19 protein-coding genes are annotated in these 16,522 nt (G+C 69.6%); all 19 read left to right on the top strand.

The window, feature by feature from the left end; genetic code table 11:
- The first annotated feature begins 3 nt into the window (after positions 1 to 3).
- The 19 genes from thrC to ACYVJ3_RS16170 all read left to right on the top strand — a co-directional run bounded on the left by thrC (position 4) and on the right by ACYVJ3_RS16170 (position 16,365).
- Positions 4 to 1,062, top strand: coding sequence for a threonine synthase (gene thrC / locus ACYVJ3_RS16260; RefSeq protein ID WP_460854145.1), 1,059 nt, complete (start codon positions 4 to 6; stop codon positions 1,060 to 1,062).
- 7 nt (positions 1,063 to 1,069) lie between these two features.
- Positions 1,070 to 1,969: a homoserine kinase gene (gene thrB / locus ACYVJ3_RS16255; protein WP_460854123.1), complete on the top strand. Its 900-nt coding sequence runs from the start codon at positions 1,070 to 1,072 to the stop codon at positions 1,967 to 1,969.
- A gap of 133 nt (positions 1,970 to 2,102) precedes the next feature.
- Positions 2,103 to 3,911 (top strand): transcription termination factor Rho, encoded by a 1,809-nt coding sequence (rho, locus tag ACYVJ3_RS16250; RefSeq protein ID WP_460854122.1) that lies wholly within the window; start codon positions 2,103 to 2,105, stop codon positions 3,909 to 3,911.
- Between the two features lie 98 nt (positions 3,912 to 4,009).
- Positions 4,010 to 4,222: a 50S ribosomal protein L31 gene (gene rpmE / locus ACYVJ3_RS16245; protein ID WP_460854121.1), complete on the top strand. Its 213-nt coding sequence runs from the start codon at positions 4,010 to 4,012 to the stop codon at positions 4,220 to 4,222.
- Between the two features lie 78 nt (positions 4,223 to 4,300).
- Complete coding sequence (gene prfA / locus ACYVJ3_RS16240; protein WP_460854120.1) at positions 4,301 to 5,371, top strand: peptide chain release factor 1; 1,071 nt, start codon at positions 4,301 to 4,303, stop codon at positions 5,369 to 5,371.
- On the top strand, positions 5,368 to 6,249 hold the full coding sequence (gene prmC, locus ACYVJ3_RS16235) for a peptide chain release factor N(5)-glutamine methyltransferase (protein ID WP_460854119.1): 882 nt from the start codon (positions 5,368 to 5,370) through the stop codon (positions 6,247 to 6,249). Before prfA ends, prmC begins: the two co-directional genes overlap by 4 nt.
- A gap of 4 nt (positions 6,250 to 6,253) precedes the next feature.
- Positions 6,254 to 6,934: an L-threonylcarbamoyladenylate synthase gene (locus ACYVJ3_RS16230; protein ID WP_460854118.1), complete on the top strand. Its 681-nt coding sequence runs from the start codon at positions 6,254 to 6,256 to the stop codon at positions 6,932 to 6,934.
- A complete protein-coding gene (locus ACYVJ3_RS16225; RefSeq protein ID WP_460854117.1) occupies positions 6,927 to 8,117 on the top strand; it encodes a glycosyltransferase family 4 protein in 1,191 nt (396 codons plus the stop codon). Before ACYVJ3_RS16230 ends, ACYVJ3_RS16225 begins: the two co-directional genes overlap by 8 nt.
- A 140-nt stretch (positions 8,118 to 8,257) precedes the next feature.
- A complete protein-coding gene (locus ACYVJ3_RS16220; RefSeq protein ID WP_460854115.1) occupies positions 8,258 to 8,482 on the top strand; it encodes a hypothetical protein in 225 nt (74 codons plus the stop codon).
- A complete protein-coding gene (locus ACYVJ3_RS16215) occupies positions 8,479 to 8,934 on the top strand; it encodes a hypothetical protein (protein ID WP_460854114.1) in 456 nt (151 codons plus the stop codon). The genes ACYVJ3_RS16220 and ACYVJ3_RS16215 overlap by 4 nt, the downstream gene beginning before the upstream one ends.
- Positions 8,935 to 8,993: 59 nt before the next feature.
- Positions 8,994 to 9,713 carry a F0F1 ATP synthase subunit A gene (atpB, locus tag ACYVJ3_RS16210; RefSeq protein ID WP_460854113.1) on the top strand — a complete coding sequence of 240 codons (720 nt, stop codon included), beginning with the start codon at positions 8,994 to 8,996 and terminating at the stop codon, positions 9,711 to 9,713.
- A 116-nt stretch (positions 9,714 to 9,829) separates the two neighbouring features.
- On the top strand, positions 9,830 to 10,093 hold the full coding sequence (locus ACYVJ3_RS16205; RefSeq protein ID WP_460854112.1) for a F0F1 ATP synthase subunit C: 264 nt from the start codon (positions 9,830 to 9,832) through the stop codon (positions 10,091 to 10,093).
- Positions 10,094 to 10,151: 58 nt separating this feature from the next.
- Complete coding sequence (locus tag ACYVJ3_RS16200) at positions 10,152 to 10,712, top strand: F0F1 ATP synthase subunit B (protein ID WP_460854111.1); 561 nt, start codon at positions 10,152 to 10,154, stop codon at positions 10,710 to 10,712.
- Positions 10,712 to 11,521, top strand: coding sequence for a F0F1 ATP synthase subunit delta (locus tag ACYVJ3_RS16195; RefSeq protein WP_460854110.1), 810 nt, complete (start codon positions 10,712 to 10,714; stop codon positions 11,519 to 11,521). Before ACYVJ3_RS16200 ends, ACYVJ3_RS16195 begins: the two co-directional genes overlap by 1 nt.
- Positions 11,522 to 11,555: 34 nt before the next feature.
- Positions 11,556 to 13,196 carry a F0F1 ATP synthase subunit alpha gene (gene atpA / locus ACYVJ3_RS16190; RefSeq protein WP_460854109.1) on the top strand — a complete coding sequence of 547 codons (1,641 nt, stop codon included), beginning with the start codon at positions 11,556 to 11,558 and terminating at the stop codon, positions 13,194 to 13,196.
- 8 nt (positions 13,197 to 13,204) lie between these two features.
- Positions 13,205 to 14,122 carry a F0F1 ATP synthase subunit gamma gene (locus ACYVJ3_RS16185; RefSeq protein ID WP_460854108.1) on the top strand — a complete coding sequence of 306 codons (918 nt, stop codon included), beginning with the start codon at positions 13,205 to 13,207 and terminating at the stop codon, positions 14,120 to 14,122.
- Between the two features lie 35 nt (positions 14,123 to 14,157).
- Entirely contained in the window at positions 14,158 to 15,612 is a 1,455-nt protein-coding gene (gene atpD, locus ACYVJ3_RS16180; RefSeq protein WP_460854107.1) for a F0F1 ATP synthase subunit beta, read from the top strand.
- Entirely contained in the window at positions 15,612 to 15,920 is a 309-nt protein-coding gene (locus ACYVJ3_RS16175) for a F0F1 ATP synthase subunit epsilon (protein ID WP_460854106.1), read from the top strand. The genes atpD and ACYVJ3_RS16175 overlap by 1 nt, the downstream gene beginning before the upstream one ends.
- 1 nt (position 15,921) lies before the next feature.
- The gene (locus ACYVJ3_RS16170; protein ID WP_460854105.1) at positions 15,922 to 16,365 is read left to right on the top strand and encodes a DUF2550 domain-containing protein; all 444 of its coding nucleotides are present in this window, start codon (positions 15,922 to 15,924) and stop codon (positions 16,363 to 16,365) included.
- Positions 16,366 to 16,522: the final 157 nt, after the last annotated feature.

Below are 16,522 nucleotides of genomic sequence, written 5' to 3'. Positions count from 1 at the left end.
CCCTTGACCCAGCAGTGGAAGGGCGTGATCGACGAGTACCGCGAGCTCCTCGCCATCCCGCAGGACACCCCGGCGGTGACGCTGCGCGAGGGCGGTACGCCGCTGGTCCACTCCGGTTGGCTCTCCGGCCTCACCGGGGGCGAGGTGTGGCTCAAGGTCGAGGGCAACAACCCGACCGGCTCGTTCAAGGACCGCGGCATGACCGCCGCGCTCTCGGTCGCCGTCCACGAGGGCGCCAAGGCCGTCGTCTGCGCCTCCACCGGCAACACCTCCGCCTCCATGGCCGCGTACGCCGCCAAGGCCGGCGTCACGCCGATCGTGCTGGTGCCGGAGGGCAAGATCTCCGCGGGCAAGATGGCCCAGGCCGTCGTGCACGGATCGCTGGTGATCCAGGTCCGGGGCAACTTCGACGACTGCCTGCGGATGGCCCGCGAGATGGCCGAGAAGTACCCCGTCGCGCTGGTCAACTCGGTCAACCCGCACCGCCTCGAGGGCCAGAAGACCGCGGCGTTCGAGATCGTCGACTTCCTCGGCGACGCCCCCGACTTCCACCTGCTGCCGGTCGGCAACGCCGGCAACATCTCGGCGTACTGGCTCGGCTACCAGCAGTACGCCGAGCTCGGCCGCGCCACCAAGCGTCCGGTCATGCGCGGCTTCCAGGCCGCCGGTGCCGCGCCGCTCGTCGACGGCGCGCCGGTCGACGACCCGGAGACCAAGGCGACCGCGATCCGGATCGGCAACCCCGCCTCGTGGCAGCTGGCCGAGAACGCCGCCAAGGAGTCCGGCGGTCGCTTCGCCAAGGTCACCGACGAGCAGATCCTGGCCGCCCAGGCCGAGCTGGCCCGCAACGACGGCGTCTTCGTCGAGCCCGCCTCCGCGGCCGGCGTCGCCGGTCTGCTGCAGGAGCTCGCGGCCGGTGAGTCGTACGCCGGCAAGGTGCTCGCCATCACCGTCACGGGCCACGGCCTGAAGGACATCGCGACCGCCCTCGAGGGCGTCGTGCTGCCCGACCTCGTGGTGGATGCCGACGTCGATGCCGCCGCGCAGGCCGCCGGTCTCTGAGCCACCGATGACCTTCGTCGACGGACCCGTCCGGGTCTCGGTCCCCGCGACCTCCGCCAACCTCGGTCCCGGCTTCGACGCGCTCGGGCTCGCGCTCGACCTGCGCGACGAGCTCGAGGCCGAGATCCTGCCCGAGGGGCTGGTCGTCGAGGTCGACGGCGTGGGCGCGGGGGAGGTCCCGCTCGACGAGCGCCACCTGGTGGTGCGGTCGATGCGTGCGGCGTTCGACCGGATCGGCGTACAGCCCTCGGGGCTGCGCCTGTCCTGCAAGAACGTGATCCCGCACGCCCGCGGCCTCGGGTCGTCCTCGGCGGCGATCGTCGCCGGCGTGTGGCTGGCGCGTGAGCTCGTCGCCGGTGGTCGGCTGCTGCTCGACGACCAGCAGCTGCTCGACCTCGCCGCGCAGATCGAGGGGCACCCCGACAACGTCGCTCCCGCGCTGTTCGGCGGCTTCACCATCGCCGGCCAGGACGCCGATGGCTCGTTCTGGGCGGTTCCGGGCTCGGTCGACCCCCGCATCAGCGCGGTCGTCTTCGTCCCGCCGACGCCGGTGTCCACCGAGGAGGCCCGCGGCCTGCTGCCCGCGACCGTCCCGCATGCCGACGCCGCGGCCAACTCCGGTCGCGCCGCCCTGCTCGTGGCCGCGCTCGCGAGCGCGCCCGAGCTGCTCCACCGCGCGACCGAGGACCGGCTCCACCAGTCCTACCGTCGCCCCGCCATGCCGGCCTCGCTCGACCTGGTCGACGCCCTGCGCGCCGAGGGGATCGCGGCGATCGTGTCCGGCGCCGGTCCGACCGTGCTCGCGTTCGCCGACGGCACCGACGCCGCCACGATCCTCGCCCGCTGCCCGGACGGCTGGGCCGCGCACGCGCTCGCCATCGACACGTCCGGCGCACGGTCCTCCTGACCGCCGCCGTCGTGCCCTGTTAGATTGGCCGTACGCCGCCGCGCCCCGTTGTTCTGTTGGGTTCCGCTTGAGCGGCGATCTGTTCAAGTCGCCGTACGTTCTCGTACGGCCGTGATCCGTGAAGGAAACTCACGTGACCGAATCTTCCGACGCCTCCACGACTGAGGCGCCCGCCGCCAAGAAGAAGTCCGGCGGCCTCAACTCCATGCTGCTCGCGGACCTCAAGGCGATGGCCGGCGGCATGGGCATCTCCGGTGCCGGCTCCATGAAGAAGGCCGCCCTCATCGAGGCGATCAAGGCCGCTCAGTCGGCCCCCGCGCCGAAGGCCGAGAAGCCCGCCCCGAAGGCAGAGAAGCCCGCCGCGGTGGCCGAGCCTGCCGCGGTGGCCGAGCCTGCCGAGAGCAAGCCCGCCAAGGTCGAGAGCGCCGCGGCGGTCGAGCCCGCCGAGCCGGCCAAGCCGGTCGTCACCCAGCAGCAGCGCCGCCAGCGCCCGGCCCGCACCGAGCAGGCCGCGCAGCAGCAGACCGACAAGCCGACCGAGAAGCCGGCCGAGAAGCCGGCCGGGAAGGCTGCCGACAAGCCCGCCGACAAGCCGGCCGGCCAGCAGCAGGCGCAGCAGAAGCAGGCGCCCAAGGACGACAACAAGAGCGACAACAAGCTCGACCGCGACGCCGACCAGCAGGGGGCCGACGACGCCCAGGGCGACCACGACGACGACTCCGACGGTGAGGGCGGCAACCGCCGCAACCGCCGCCGCCGGGGTCGCGACCGCAACCGGGCCGGCGCGGCCGGCGTACGCGAGGCGGAGCACGAGGTCCGCGAGGACGACGTGCTCGTTCCCGCCGCAGGCATCCTCGACGTGCTGGACAACTACGCCTTCGTCCGTACGTCGGGCTACCTGGCCGGCACCGACGACGTCTACCTCTCCCTCTCGCTGGTGCGGAAGTACGGCCTGCGCCGCGGCGACGCGATCTCCGGCCAGGTCCGCCAGCCGCGCGAGGGCGAGCGCCGCGAGAAGTTCAACCCGATGGTGCGCATCGACGCGATCAACGGCGCCGACCCGGAGCAGTCCAAGAACCGCACCGACTTCGCCACGTTCGTGCCGACGCACCCGACCGAGCGCTTCCGGATGGAGACCACGGCCGACAACCTCGCCGGCCGGCTGCTCGACATCGCGGCCCCGATCGGCAAGGGCCAGCGCGGCCTGATCGCCGCGCCGCCCAAGTCGGGCCGCACCACGCTGCTGCGCTCGATCGCCTCCTCGCTGACCGCGAACAACCCCGAGGCCCACCTGATGGTGGTCCTGCTCGACGAGCGTCCCGAGGAGGTCACCGACTTCCAGCGCTCGATCAAGGGTGAGGTCATCGCCAGCACCTTCGACCGCCCGGCCGCCGACCACGTCACTGCCGCCGAGCTCGCCGTCGAGCGCGCCAAGCGCCTGGTCGAGCTGGGCCACGACGTCGTGGTGCTGTTCGACGGCCTGACCCGGCTGGGTCGCGCCTACAACCTCGCCGGCGCCGCCAACGGCCGCGTCGTCACCGGGGGAGTGGACGCCGGCGCGCTCTACGGCCTCAAGCGCATCTTCGGCGCCGCTCGCAACATCGAGGGGGGCGGCTCGCTGACGATCATCGCGACCGTCGTCGTCGACTCGGGGTCGCCGACCGACGCGCTGCTGTTCGAGGAGATCGACGGCACCGAGAACCTCGAGATCCGGCTCCGCCGCGACCTCGCCGAGGAGCGCGCGTTCCCCGCGATCGACGTCGCTGCCTCCGGCACCCGCCACGCCGAGCTGCTCACCAGCAGCGACGAGGCCGGCATCCTCGCCAAGCTCGACGCCGAGCTCGCGGACCTGACTGCCGCCGACGCCCACCGCTCGCTCGTCGAGCGCCTGGGAAGAACTCGGACCAACATCGAGTTCTTGATGGGTGTGCAGCGCGCCTGAGGATTGGCCCGCCGATCCGGCGCCGCCGTACTATTCACCAGTTCCGCTCCGGTTCACGTGCGCACCCCGCAGCACGACCCGGCGCACGAGAGGAAACCATGAAGGCTGACATCCACCCGAACTACGTCGTGACCCAGGTGACCTGCACCTGTGGCGCCACGTTCACCACCGGCAGCACCGTCGCGTCGGGCTCGATCCACAGCGACGTCTGCTCCCAGTGCCACCCGTTCTACACGGGCAAGCAGAAGATCCTCGACACCGGCGGTCGCGTCGCGAAGTTCGAGGCCAAGTACGGCAAGGTCGGCAAGTAGCTGACCTGAAGCGCCGGTTCCCTGCGGGGGACCGGCGCTTCGTCGTTCTCTGAACCTCTCCTCCCGTTAGGACCCAAGGTGTTCGAAGCCGTCGAGGGCATGCTCGCCGAGCACGCCGAGCTCGAGACCAGGCTCGGCCTGCCCGAGACCCACGCCGACGCGCGGCTCGCGCGCACGCTCAACCGGCGGTACGCCGCCCTGAACGCGATCATCGGCACCTGGCGCGAGTGGAAGCAGTACGCCGAGGACGCGGTCGCCGCACGGGAGCTGGCCGTCGACGACCCGACGTTCGCCGACGAGGTCGACGAGCTGCTCGCACGGAGCGAGGACGCGGCCGAGAAGCTGCGCCGCCTGCTGGTGCCGCGCGACGAGACCGACGACAGCGACGCGATCCTCGAGGTGATGGCCGGTGCGGGCGGCGAGGAGTCGGCGCTGTTCGCCGGCGACCTGCTCCGCATGTACTCCCGCTACGCCGAGCGACGTGGCTGGAAGACCGAGATCCTCGACTCCACCGAGTCCGACCTCGGCGGCTACAAGTCCGTGACCGTCGCGGTCAAGGGTGGCAGCAGCGAGCCGGGGCAGGCGCCGTACGGCCTGCTCAAGTTCGAGGGTGGCGTGCACCGCGTGCAGCGCGTGCCGGTCACCGAGAGCCAGGGCCGGATCCACACCTCCGCCGCCGGCGTGATGGTGATGCCGGAGGCCGAGCAGGTCGACGTCGAGATCCATGACAACGACCTGCGCATCGACGTCTTCCGCAGCTCGGGTCCCGGTGGCCAGAGCGTCAACACGACCGACTCCGCCGTCCGGATCACCCACCTGCCGACCGGCATCGTGGTGAGCTGCCAGAACGAGAAGTCGCAGCTGCAGAACAAGGAGCAGGCCATGCGGATCCTGCGCGCCCGCCTGCTGCAGGCTGCCCAGGACGCCGCCGCGGCGGAGGCCTCCGACGCCCGCAAGAGCCAGGTCCGCACCGTCGACCGCTCGGAGCGGATCCGTACCTACAACTACCCCGAGAACCGCATCTCCGACCACCGCACGGGCTACAAGTCCTACAACCTCGACCAGGTCCTCGACGGCGACCTCCAGCCGATCCTCGACTCCTGCGTCGACACCGACATGGCCGCTCGCCTGGCCGCCCTCGAGGAGTGAGCACCCGCGCGCTCCTGGCGGCCGCCGTGGATCAGCTCACCGCCGCAGGGGTCCCCAGCCCGGCGTACGACGCCGCCGAGCTGCTCGCCCACGTCCTCGGTACCACCCGTGCCCAGCTGCCGTTGGTCACCGACGTCGGTCCCGACCAGCAGACGACGTACGCCGCCCTCGTCGACCGACGTGCCGACCGCGAACCGCTCCAGCACCTCCTCGGCACCGCCTGGTTCCGGCACATCTCCGTCGAGGTCGGCCCCGGCGTCTTCACCCCGCGCCCCGAGACCGAGCTGCTCGCCGGCTGGGCGATCGATGCGTGCAACCGTTGGTTGAGTAGCCCGAGCGAGGAACGAGCGAGGGCGTATCGAAACCAAGTCGTCGTCGTGGATCTCTGCACCGGCAGCGGCGTCATCGCCAAGTCGCTCGCCGACGAGGTCCCCGACGCAGAGATCCACGCCTGCGAGCTGGACGAGTCGGCCCACCGCTGGGCCGAGCGCAACCTGGCCGGCACCGGCGTCGACCTGCGCCAGGGTGACCTCGCCACCGAGTTCGACGACCTGCTCGGCACCGTCGACGTCGTGGTGAGCAACCCGCCGTACGTCCCGCTCGAGGCGTGGGAGTCCGTCGCCCCCGAGGCGCGCGACCACGACCCGCACCTCGCCCTGTTCTCCGGCGACGACGGTCTCGACGCCGTCCGCGTGCTGGCGCACCGCGCCGCCGCGCTGCTCAAGCCCGGGGGAGTGGTCGGCATCGAGCACGCCGACGTCCAGGGTGAGAGCGTGCCGGCGGTGCTCGCGGCGACCGGCCTGTGGGCCGAGATCCGGGACAACGCCGATCTCTCCGGAAGGCCTCGCTTCACCACGGCCCGCAGGGTGCAAGGATGAACCCGTGACTGCGCAGCGCCTCCCCACGACCACGGACGAGGAGATCGAGGCGGCGGTCGACGTCGCCAGTGCCGCCGTACGCCGGGGCCGCCCGGTCGTGCTGCCCACCGACACCGTCTACGGCGTCGGTGGCGACGCTTTCGACCCGGCGGCCGTCGCGCGCGTGCTGGCGGCCAAGGGCCGCGGCCGCGAGAAGCCGCCTCCGGTCCTGGTCGCCGACGCCTCCACGCTCGACGCCCTCGCCTCCCGGATCCCCGAGTACGCCCGCGTGCTGGTGGAGCGGTTCTGGCCCGGCCCGCTGACGATCGTGCTCCACCAGCAGCCGTCGCTGCAGTGGGACCTGGGCGACACCTTCGGCACCGTGGCGGTCCGCGTCCCCGACCACCCGATCGCCCGCCGGCTCCTCCAGCGCACCGGCCCGCTCGCCGTCTCCTCGGCCAACGTGACCGGCCAGCCGGCCGCGACCGACGCCGATCAGGCGATGGAGATGCTCGAGGAGGCCGTCTCGGTCGTCATCGACGCCGGCACCAGCCCCGGTGGCGAGGCGTCGACCATCGTCGATGCGACCGCCGACCGCCCGCGGGTGCTGCGCCTGGGGGCGATCGCCGTCAGCGAGCTCGATGCAGCGCTGGCGGACCTCGCCATCACCGTCGAGCGCCCCGGGGAGGCCGCCGAGGATGCGTGAGTACCTCGTCGTCTTCCTCGTCGCGGCAGCGGTGACCTACCTGCTGACCGTCGTGGCGAGGGAGTTCGCGATCCGCACGGGAGCCGTGGCCGCCGTACGCGATCGCGACGTGCACGCCGAGGCGACGCCGTACCTCGGGGGAGTGGCGATGCTCGGCGGCCTCGGCGCCGCGATCGTCGTCGCCCGCCACCTGCCGTTCCTCTCCACCAGCGCCGACTGGGTCTGGACCGACGCCTACTCCGTGCTCGGGTCCGGGGCGCTGATCTGCGCCGTCGGCGTGCTCGACGACATCTTCGACCTCGACGCGCTGACCAAGTTCGGCGGCCAGGTGCTCGCGGTGGGCCTGCTCGTCTACACCGGCATCCAGTTCCGGTGGTTCTACCAGGGCAACGGAGCCGTGTTCTCGCTCGACGGTGCCCAGGGCGCGATCCTCACCGCGCTCATGGTCCTGACGACCGTCAACGCCGTGAACTTCATCGACGGGCTCGACGGGCTCGCCGCCGGGGTCATCGGCATCTCCGCGGTCGCGTTCTTCGTCTTCTGCTACTTGCTCACCGTCATCAACGACGTCACCCGTGCCACCACCGGAGCCCTGCTCACGGCCGCGCTCGCGGGGGCCTGTCTGGGCTTCATCGCGCACAACTTCCACCCAGCCCGGCTGTTCATGGGGGACAGCGGGTCGATGCTGCTGGGTCTGGTGCTGTCGGCCTCGGCCATCACCGTGACCACCCAGTTCGCGCCCGGTGACCTGGCCAAGGGCGCCGACGGTCAGGGCTCGAGCCTGTTGCCGGCGTTGCTGCCGGTGCTCCTGCCGGTCCTGATCCTCATCGTGCCGCTGGCCGACCTGGTCCTGGCCGTCGTACGCCGCACCCGCGCCGGCCGGTCGCCCTTCGCGCCCGACAAGCAGCACCTGCACCACCGGCTGCTCGAGATCGGGCACTCGCACCGCGTGGCCGTGGTGATCATGTGGCTCTGGGCGGGCCTGATCGCCTTCGCGACCGTCGCCGCCAGCATCTACCCCGGCCGCCCCGTCTGGATCGGCATCGGCGTGGCCGTGCTCGGCACGATCGCGCTCACGTTCCTGCTCCCGGTCTTGCGCGACAACGCGCCGAACGGTCCTGCCGAGGAGCCCCTTCCCCTCCTGGACCACGACCCCGCCGAGGAGTCCGCCGAGCGCTTGTGATAGCTTTCACGAGCTTCCTCGGAGCACCTTTCCCGCCCAGCTTTTCAGAACGGATGCCATCTGATGACACCCGCCGCTTTCGCCTTCCCGGGGGCTGATCGCACCCGTGCGGCGGGGCTGCGCTGTGGTAGTTTCCGGCTGTGGGCGGCCGCGACCTTCTCGGGCTCGGCGCGATGCTTGTCGGCGCAGTCGTTGGTTGCACGGTGCTCGGTCTGCTCTTCGACCACCTCGCCGGCTCTGAGCCGGTCGGTGTGCTCGTCGGCGTCGGGGCGGGTATCGCGATCGGCGCGGTCGGCTTCGTGCTCCGCGTACGTCGCGCGTTGCGCACCCTGTCCGACGACCCGAGGAGCGAGGTGAACCCATGACCATCCATGCAGAGTTCCCGGGCCTCCCCGAGCGTGCCACGTGGCCGCGGGTCATCAAGGACCAGCGCAAGGTCGAGCTCACCGCGCTCGGCCTCATGATCTTCTGCCTCTGGTTCCGCCAGGTCGGCACCACCGGCCAGCTCGGCACCACCGTGCTGGGCGGTTGGGCGCTTCCCGTGAGCCTCTCCGCGGGCATCTTCTTCGGCCTCGCCAACCACCTGGTCACCGAGCGCTGGCTGCTGGGCATCATCACGTCCGGCGGCACCCCGACCAAGGCGCAGCTGCGCAACTCCACGATCTTCCGTCTGGCGGTGCTGACCCTCGTGGGCGTCGGCTTCGCGGCTGCTTTCTGGCCAGATGGTGTCGGTGCGCTGCTCGGCCTTGCTATCTTCCGCCTGATCGCGCTCGTGATGACGACGATCCCCCTTCTGAAGGAGTTGAAGAATCAGTGATGGGCCTGCTGCCTCTCGAGATTCACATTGAGCCCGGGGTACACCCCACGCGCCACTGGTTGGGTCTGACCGTCAACATCGACACGGTCTTCAGCACCCTCGTCGCGGGTCTCATCGTCCTTGCGCTGGGTTTCCTCGTCCGTCGCGCGCTGACGAAGCAGACCAACGACCACGTCCCGACCAAGCTCCAGATCATCTGGGAGTCGGTCGTCGATCAGGTCAACAAGCAGGTCGAGGACAACCTCGGCAAGGTGCACCCGTACGTCGCACCGCTGGCGATCTCGCTCTTCTTCTTCATCCTGATCGCGAACTGGCTCGAGCTGATCCCGTCCGAGTTCCACATCGGCAAGACCAACTACCACGTGCTGCCGGCGCCGACCGCTGACACGAACCTGACCTACGCGATGGCGATCTTCGCGGTCATCTCGGTCTGGGTCTACGGCATCAAGAAGAACGGCCTGGGCTACTTCAAGCACTTCGTGCAGCCCTACCCGGTCCTGCTGCCGCTGACCGTCCTCGAGGAGCTCGTCAAGCCGGTCACCCTGGCCCTGCGACTCTTCGGCAACATCTTCGCCGGCGGCATCATGCTCGCCCTGATCGCCGCTATCCCGTGGTTCGCCGGCATGCCCATCGCGAACGTGGCTTGGAAGATGTTCGACATGGTCATCGGTGGTCTGCAGGCGTTCATCTTCGCCCTGCTAACCGTGCTGTACTTCGCAATGGCCGGCGGCGGCCATGACGACCACGAGGAAGACGCGGCCCACGCGTCGGCCCACTGATCCACCCGTAGCACCCGCAACAACCAAAGACTCGCGGCCGGGCAAGACGCTCGGATCGCACAAGAGGTAATCACACGGCGCCGGCCGAAAATCGGCGCGGACACCAAGGAGAAACAATGGCAGTCTCGAACATGAACCAGGCCGTCACGCTCGCTGGCGCTTTCGTCGGCGGTGGCCTCGCTCTGGGCGGTGGCGCTATCGGTGCCGGTATCGGTGACGGCCTCGCCGGCTCGTCGTACATCGAGGGTGTCGCTCGCCAGCCGGAGGCCCAGGGCCGCCTGCAGACGATCTTCTTCCTCACCGTGGGTCTGGTCGAGGCGATGTTCTTCATCAACCTCGCGTTCATGGCCCTCTTCGTCTTCGTCCTCGGCGGCAAGTGAGCCGGTCCCCACTGGGGACCCGACTCACCCGCACTAGTTCAGAAGGACCGTGACGTAGATGAGCACAACGCAGCTGATCCAGCTCGCGACCGAGGCAGCCGGTGGCAAGGCCGAGAAGCCCGCGCCGAACTTCCTGGTGCCCAACGGCACCTTCGTCGTCGAGCTGATCGCCTTCGTGATCATGTTCGCGATCATCGCGAAGTTCATCATCCCGCCGATCAACCGCGCGATGGTTGCTCGGCAGGAGGCGATCCGCCAGCAGTTCGCCGACCTCGACGCCGCCAAGGCCGAGGCCAGCTCTGCCAAGGATGAGTTCGAGTCCCAGATCGCCGAGGCTCGCAAGGAGGCTGCTCGCATCCGCGAGGAGTCCCGCGAGCAGGGTGCCGCGATCATCGCCGAGATGCGTGAGCAGGCCCAGGCCGAGTCCGCGCGGATCGTCGAGCACGGCAAGACCCAGATCGAGGCCGAGCGTCAGGCGGCCATCGCGTCGCTGCGCGCCGAGGCCGGCGGCCTGGCCACTGGCCTGGCCGGCAAGATCGTCGGCGAGGGCCTCGAGGACGAGGCTCGTCAGAGCCGCGTCGTCGAGCGCTTCCTGAGCGAGCTCGAGGGCGCGAGCTGATGGACTTCCGTGGAGCTTCCGCCGAGGCGGTCAGCGCACTCACCGGTGAGCTGACCGCTGCGGCCGGTGCCGACGCCGCCAAGGCCGCGTCGATCGCCGAGTCGCTGTTCACGGTGGCCGACGCGGTTCGCGACGAGCCGGCCCTGCGCCGCTTCGCCGCCGACCAGAGCGCCCCCGCCGAGGCCAAGTCCGGTCTCGTCCGCGAGGTGTTCGCCAAGCTCGACGGCTCCGCGGTCGACATCGTCGCCTCCGCCGTCCAGCGTCGCTGGACCTCGGGCGGCAACCTGGCCCGGGGCCTGGCCCACCTCGCCGAGACCGCCACCGTGCTCTCCGCCGGCGACGACAAGGGCAAGGTGGCCGACGAGCTGTTCGCCGCACGCGAGCTGGTCCAGGGCACCCCGGAGCTCCGGGACGCGCTGGCCGACCCGACGCGGTCGCAGGCCGACAAGTCCGGCCTGGTCGACACGATCTTCGGCGGCAAGGTCCTCCCGGCGACGTCGGCACTGATCAAGCGCGCGGTGGGCGGTGCCCACGGCACCGTCAGCGCGGGCCTGGGCCACTACCGAGGCCTCGCGGCCGAGGTGGGTGGCGAGACCGTCGCGACCGTTCGGGTCGCCCGGCCGCTCGCCGACGGTCAGCTCGACCGGCTCGTCAGCTCGCTGTCCGCTCAGTACGGCCGCAAGGTCCACGCCAACGTCGTGATCGACCCGGCCGTGATCGGTGGCGTGAAGGTCGCCATCGGTGACCACATCATCGACGGCACCATCGCCACCCGGCTCGACGACGCCAAGCGTCGCATCGCCGGCTAAGACTTAAACGAAACGAGAGAGAAGGCATCTGGAGATGACGGAGCTGTCTATCCGTCCGGACGAGATCCGCGACGCCCTGGCGAAGTACGTCGCCGACTACCAGCCCGACGCGGCCAAGACCGAGGAGGTCGGCACCGTCTCGCAGACGGCTGACGGCATCGCTCGTGTCGCTGGCCTGCCGTCGGCGATGGCCAACGAGCTCCTGGAGTTCGAGGACGGCACGCTCGGTATCGCGCTGAACCTCGACACCAAGGAGATCGGCGTCGTCGTCCTCGGTGACTTCGACAAGATCGCGGAGGGCCAGGCCGTCCGTCGTACGGGCGAGGTCCTCTCCGTCCCCGTCGGCGAGGGCTACCTCGGTCGGGTCGTCGACCCGCTGGGCAACCCGATCGACGGTCTCGGCGAGATCGCGACCGAGGGTCGTCGTGCCCTCGAGCTGCAGGCGCCCGGCGTCATGCAGCGCAAGTCGGTCCACGAGCCGCTCGCCACCGGTATCAAGGCCATCGACTCGATGACCCCGATCGGCCGCGGCCAGCGCCAGCTGATCATCGGTGACCGCGCCACCGGCAAGACCACGGTCGCGATCGACACGATCATCAACCAGAAGGCCAACTGGGCCTCGGGCGACCCGCAGAAGCAGGTGCGCTGCATCTACGTCGCCATCGGCCAGAAGGGCTCGACCATCGCGTCGGTCCGCGGTGCCCTCGAGGAGGCGGGTGCTCTCGAGTACACCACCATCGTCGCGGCTCCGGCCTCCGACAGCGCGGGCTTCAAGTACCTCGCGCCGTACACCGGCTCGGCCATCGGCCAGCAGTGGATGTACGACGGCAAGCACGTCCTGATCGTCTTCGACGACCTGACCAAGCAGGCCGAGGCCTACCGTGCCGTCTCCCTCCTCCTCCGGCGCCCGCCGGGCCGCGAGGCGTACCCGGGTGATGTCTTCTACCTGCACTCCCGCCTGCTGGAGCGTTGCGCGAAGCTCTCCGACGAGCTCGGCGCGGGCTCGATGACGGGTCTGCCGATCATCGAGACCAAGGCCAACGACGTCTCGGCGTTCATCCCGACCAACGTCATCTCGATCACCGACGGCCAGATCTTCCTGCAGTCGGACCTGTTCGCGGCCAACCAGCGCCCGGCCATCGACGTCGGTGTCTCGGTGTCGCGTGTCGGTGGCGCGGCCATGACCAAGGCGATGAAGGCCGTCACCGGCTCGCTCAAGGTCGACCTGGCGCAGTTCCGCGCCATGGAGGCCTTCGCCATGTTCGCCTCGGACCTCGACGCCGCCTCCAAGCAGCAGCTGGCCCGTGGCCAGCGGCTGATGGCGCTGCTCAAGCAGCCGGCCTACTCGCCGTACTCCGTCGAGGACATGACCGTCTCGCTGTGGCTGGGCACCTCGGGCCGTCTCGACGAGATCCCGACCGAGGACGTCATCAAGTTCGAGCACGAGTTCCTCGACTACCTGCGCAGCAAGCACGCGGGCATCCTGTCGGCCATCCGTGAGTCGCTGAAGTTCGAGGACTCGACCGCGTCCGAGCTGAGCTCGGCGTACGACTCGTTCCTGCCGGAGTTCCAGACCTCGGGTGGTGCGTTCATCCGCGCCGGCCACGAGGAGAGCGCTCCGCTGGCGGACGACGAGATCGAGCAGGCTCAGATCGTCAAGCAGAAGAAGGCGTGAGCTGACTCATGGCCGTATCGCTGCGTGAGTATCGTGCGCGGATCAAGTCGACGGAGTCGATGAAGAAGATCACGCGCGCCATGGAGCTCATCGCTGCGTCTCGAATCATCAAGGCGCAGCAGCGGGCCAACTCGGCCGCGCCGTATGCCCGAGAGCTGACCCGGGCCGTGTCCGCCGTGGCGACGTACTCCAACGTCGACCACGCGCTGACCACCGAGCCCGAGAACCCGACGCGGGCCGCGGTACTGGTCGTCACCAGTGACCGCGGTCTGGCGGGTGCTTACTCCTCCAGCGTCCTGCGCGAGGCGGAGCAGCTTGTCGAGCGGCTCAAGGAAGAGGGCAAGGAGGTCACCGCCTACATCTCCGGACGTAAGGGCGAGGCCTTCTACAAGTTCCGCGGTCGTCCCGTGGAGCGGTCCTGGACCGGTCACAGCGACCAGCCGACGTACGACGTGGCCAAGGAGATCGGCGAGACGCTGATCGAGGCCTTCCTCGCGGGTCAGGGCGAGAGTGCGGAGGGCGTGCATGAGGTGCACGTCGTCTTCACCCAGTTCAAGTCGATGCTGGTGCAGGAGCCGCACACCGTGCGCCTGCTGCCCCTCGAGGTCGTCGAGGGCGAGGACAAGCCGGTCTCCGGTGAGGTCCTGCCGCTCTACGAGTTCGAGCCGTCGGCCGAGGCCGTCCTCGACGGGCTGCTTCCGCAGTACGTCGAGAGCCGGGTCTTCTACGCGCTCCTGCAGGCCGCGGCTTCCGAGCTGGCTGCCCGTCAGAAGGCGATGAAGTCCGCGACGGACAACGCCGAGGAGCTCATCAAGAAGTTCACCCGGATCGCCAACCAGGCGCGCCAGGCCGGCATCACCCAGGAGATCTCCGAGATCGTGGGTGGCGTGAACGCTCTGGCCGACGCCCAGGCCGGCGACGACTGACCCACCGATTGATCCAGACAAACGGAGTTAATGAAATGACTGCAACGGTTGAAGAGACCACTGCCGCCGGCGCTGGCTCGGTGGGCCGCATCACCCGCGTCATCGGCCCGGTCGTCGACGTGGAGTTCCCCGTCGACGCGATGCCGGCGATCTACAACAAGCTCGAGGTCGACGTCACGCTCGACGGCGAGACCATCACGCTGCCGCTAGAGGCCGCTCAGCACATCGGCGACGGTATGGTCCGCGCCATCTCGCTGAAGCCCACCGACGGCATCGTGCGTGGCGCCCAGGTGCGCGACACCGGCGGCCCGATCACCGTCCCGGTCGGCGACGTGACCCTCGGCCACGTCTACAACACCACCGGCGACGTCCTCAACCTCGAGGAGGGCGAGGAGTACAACGTCACCGAGCGCTGGGGCATTCACCGCAAGGCTCCGGCCTTCGACCAGCTCGAGTCGAAGACGCAGATGTTCGAGACCGGCATCAAGGTCATCGACCTGCTCACGCCGTACGTCACCGGCGGCAAGATCGGTCTGTTCGGTGGTGCCGGCGTCGGCAAGACCGTCCTCATCCAGGAGATGATCGCCCGCGTCGCCAAGAACCACGGTGGTGTCTCCGTGTTCGCCGGTGTCGGTGAGCGTACCCGCGAGGGCAACGACCTCATCGTCGAGATGCAGGAGGCCGGCGTCTTCGACAAGGTCGCCCTGGTCTTCGGCCAGATGGACGAGCCGCCGGGCACGCGTCTGCGCGTCGCCCTGTCCGCGCTGACGATGGCGGAGTACTTCCGCGACGTCCAGAACCAGGACGTGCTGCTCTTCATCGACAACATCTTCCGCTTCACGCAGGCCGGTTCCGAGGTCTCCACCCTGCTCGGCCGCATGCCGTCCGCCGTGGGTTACCAGCCGAACCTCGCCGACGAGATGGGCACGCTCCAGGAGCGCATCACCTCGACCCGTGGTCACTCGATCACCTCGATGCAGGCGATCTACGTCCCCGCGGACGACTACACCGACCCGGCGCCGGCGACCACGTTCGCCCACCTGGACGCCACGACCGAGCTCTCCCGTGAGATCGCGTCGCTCGGTATCTACCCGGCCGTGGACCCGCTGACCTCGACCTCCCGGATCCTCGACCCGCAGTACATCGGTCAGGCTCACTACGACTGCGCGATCCGCGTCAAGCAGATCCTGCAGCGCAACAAGGAGCTCCAGGACATCATCGCCATCCTCGGTGTCGACGAGCTGTCCGAAGAGGACAAGACCATCGTCACCCGGGCGCGTCGTATCCAGCGCTTCCTCTCGCAGAACACCTACGTCGCCAAGCAGTTCACCGGCATCGAGGGCTCGACGGTTCCGATCGCCGACACCATCGAGGCGTTCAACAAGATCTGCGACGGCGACTACGACCACGTGGCCGAGCAGGCCTTCTTCATGTGTGGTGGGCTCGACGACGTCGAGGCCAAGTGGGCTGAGATCCAGAAGAGCCTCTGATGGCTGAGGCACTGCAGGTCGAGCTCGTCGCGGCTGACCGGATCGTCTGGTCCGGTGAGGCGTCGCAGGTCAACGCCCGCACGGTCGAGGGCGAGATCGGCATCCTCCGGGGCCACACCCCGGTGATGTCCCTGCTCGCTCGCAGCGTGGTCGAGATCGTCGCCACCGAGGGGGAGAAGGTCGTCGCGTCCGTCGACGCCGGCTTCATCTCGGTAGCGAACGACCGCGTCTCCATCCTGGCCGAGCACGCTGCCCTGGGCACCGAGCTCGCCACGGAGCCTGCCGAGGCTGCGGAGCAGGCATCCTGACATGACGTGGTGGGGTGCGCTGCTGGACGTCTCCGGTGCCGTGCTCCTGCTGCTTCTCGGATACGGCGCCGGACTCATGGTCCGGCGCCGTTTCCTGTCCCGCCACGGCGGGACGTTCGAGCTCTCCTACCGCCTGCCCGGTGGCGCGGAGGGCCGTGGTTGGGCCCTCGGCATCGGCAGGTACGTCGACGAGCGGCTCGAGTGGTTCCGGATCTTCTCGCTGTGGCCCCGGCCCGGTGTCGTCTGGCAGCGCGAGCGGCTCACCTACGACGGCCGGCGCGAGCCGCTCGGTGTCGAGCAGGCCTCGCTCTACCCCGACCACGTCGTCATCCGGTGCCACTCGCTGCGCGGCGAGGTCGTGGAGATGGCGATGAGCGAGTCCTCGCTCACGGGCTTCCAGGCCTGGCTCGAGGCCCGGCCCCCCGGGACCGACTGGAACAAGTAGGACCGCGCTCGCGCATCGAGGGCCCCGCTGGTCGAGGCCACCCGATGCTGCGCTGATGGGCCTGAAGCTCCTATAGATCGTCAAGCGGCAATGTGGATGTCGGGCGCTGGTGCCGTGTCGCCTAGTGCTTCTCGGATGAGGGGCAATAGTTCGCGGG

The sequence above is a fragment of the Nocardioides montaniterrae genome (assembly GCF_054782655.1).
Note: the sequence above shows the minus strand (reverse complement) of the source record. Positions and strands in the feature narration are given on the sequence as shown.